The organism is Bartonella sp. AD328YNZD, assembly GCF_042196425.1.
Genome location: NZ_JBHIQG010000466.1, coordinates 1 through 1516, shown reverse-complemented (window position 1 = coordinate 1516; position 1516 = coordinate 1). Strand labels below are relative to the sequence as shown.

At 38.1% G+C, this 1516-nt stretch carries 1 protein-coding gene; it reads right to left on the bottom strand.

Annotation, left to right across the window (positions count from 1 at the left end):
* Positions 1–1516 (bottom strand): Fic family protein (locus ACFIO3_RS12865; protein ID WP_375704592.1); only part of this gene is annotated, 1516 nt, incomplete at both ends.

Sequence of the window (1516 nt, the reverse complement as noted above, 5' to 3'; positions counted from 1 at the left end):
TATCTAAATTTTCTAGTCCCTCCTGTATCTGTTTTGCTGAGGCAAAAGAAATACCAGCTTTTTTCATCATTGGCATATAAGCAACGGTACCATCTTCAAATGTAAATGGTTTTTCGCGTGTTTGTCCGGCCCATTCAAAAGTATTTTTAAATAGGGTGTGATGAATATATTGGAGATATGTGGAGGTTAGTTTTTGTGGTGGCGCTTCTTGGCGCAGATGAATGATTGCTTTTGTTGTATCATGGGCACATTGCACTTTTAATTTTCCGTAGTCTTTTATTCCATATTTATTCTTTAAGGTGATACTATTGGGGTAAAAGAAATTACGGTGTATTGTCTTATTTTCTTCGGTTTCAGGTGGTGATGATAATTTCTCTTGTAAGGTGAGAGGGATTGTGTCCGTTTTTCTTGTACCAGTATCCCAGTATGCCATTGCTTTTTTGATAGGCTGTTTTTCTATTTCTGGATGATCAGAGCGTGTTTCCTTTGTCATTTTGACAGATATTGGATCATTTGTCGCTGTATTATTGCTTTGTAAAATATTTTTTTGAAAATCTTTTTGCATTTGCCTCATAGCGGAAGCCGATTGAACAATTGGTTGTGTCATTTGTTCTTTTTCTTGTGCTTGCAAACTTTTGGGCATAACTTCAACGCTGTCATGTAAAACATGAGAGGCAATCCATGGTGAAAAATAGGATTTTCCCTTTTTCTTTGTTTGAATGGATGTTTTGTCTTTGCTCTTTTCAGTTATTTCATCGTTTTTAAGAGTGGCTCTTTTTTCTTCTTTTTCTTCTGGAAGCAATGTTTTTTTCTGGTTTTTTTCTGGTTTTTGAACTTTTGGTGCTGTAAAGGAGAGGGCGTCACCGATTTTTAATGTCTGTATTTGCTCTGGGGTGAGATCTTTTTTATTTCCCAAGATGAAAATGCCGTTGGCATCAAGCATGAAGCCATTGGGTCCACTGCCTCTATAGGTACCATGATAGGTTTCTCCTTCTTTTGCAACGACAGCGAGATGATAATTTTTTTCATCTAATCCAAGCTCTCTCATAGAGTTGGTGAATTCTCGTAAGAGGAGCAATTTTTCTGGATTTGAGATATCCTCAAGAAGATGCTTCATAGGCTCTGGGTCGCCATGTTCCATGGCAGCGACGCGGACAAAGTTTTTACGTTTTTTGCTCACAAGAGAAAAGTCTAGCTCATGTCCTGCTGCTTGAGAGAGTTTTTCAACAAACAGTCTCTTTGTGCGCCTATTGCCCTCTCTGAAAGGATGCAAGTGGTGCAAATCTATCATTATACCAGCTGCTTGTTCAACGAATTCTTCGCGAGTTAAGTCTTGTAAATTATTCTTTTCAGCAAGTGTTTTATCTAACTTTTCTAGTTCCTCCTGTATTTTTCTGCCAATCGCAAAAGGTTTTGTAAATTCTTTTCTTTTCAAAATGGGCATAGAAGCAACAGTGCCATCTTCAAATGTAAAAGGCTCTTCGCGCGTTTGTCCGGCCCATTCAAATGTGCGGGA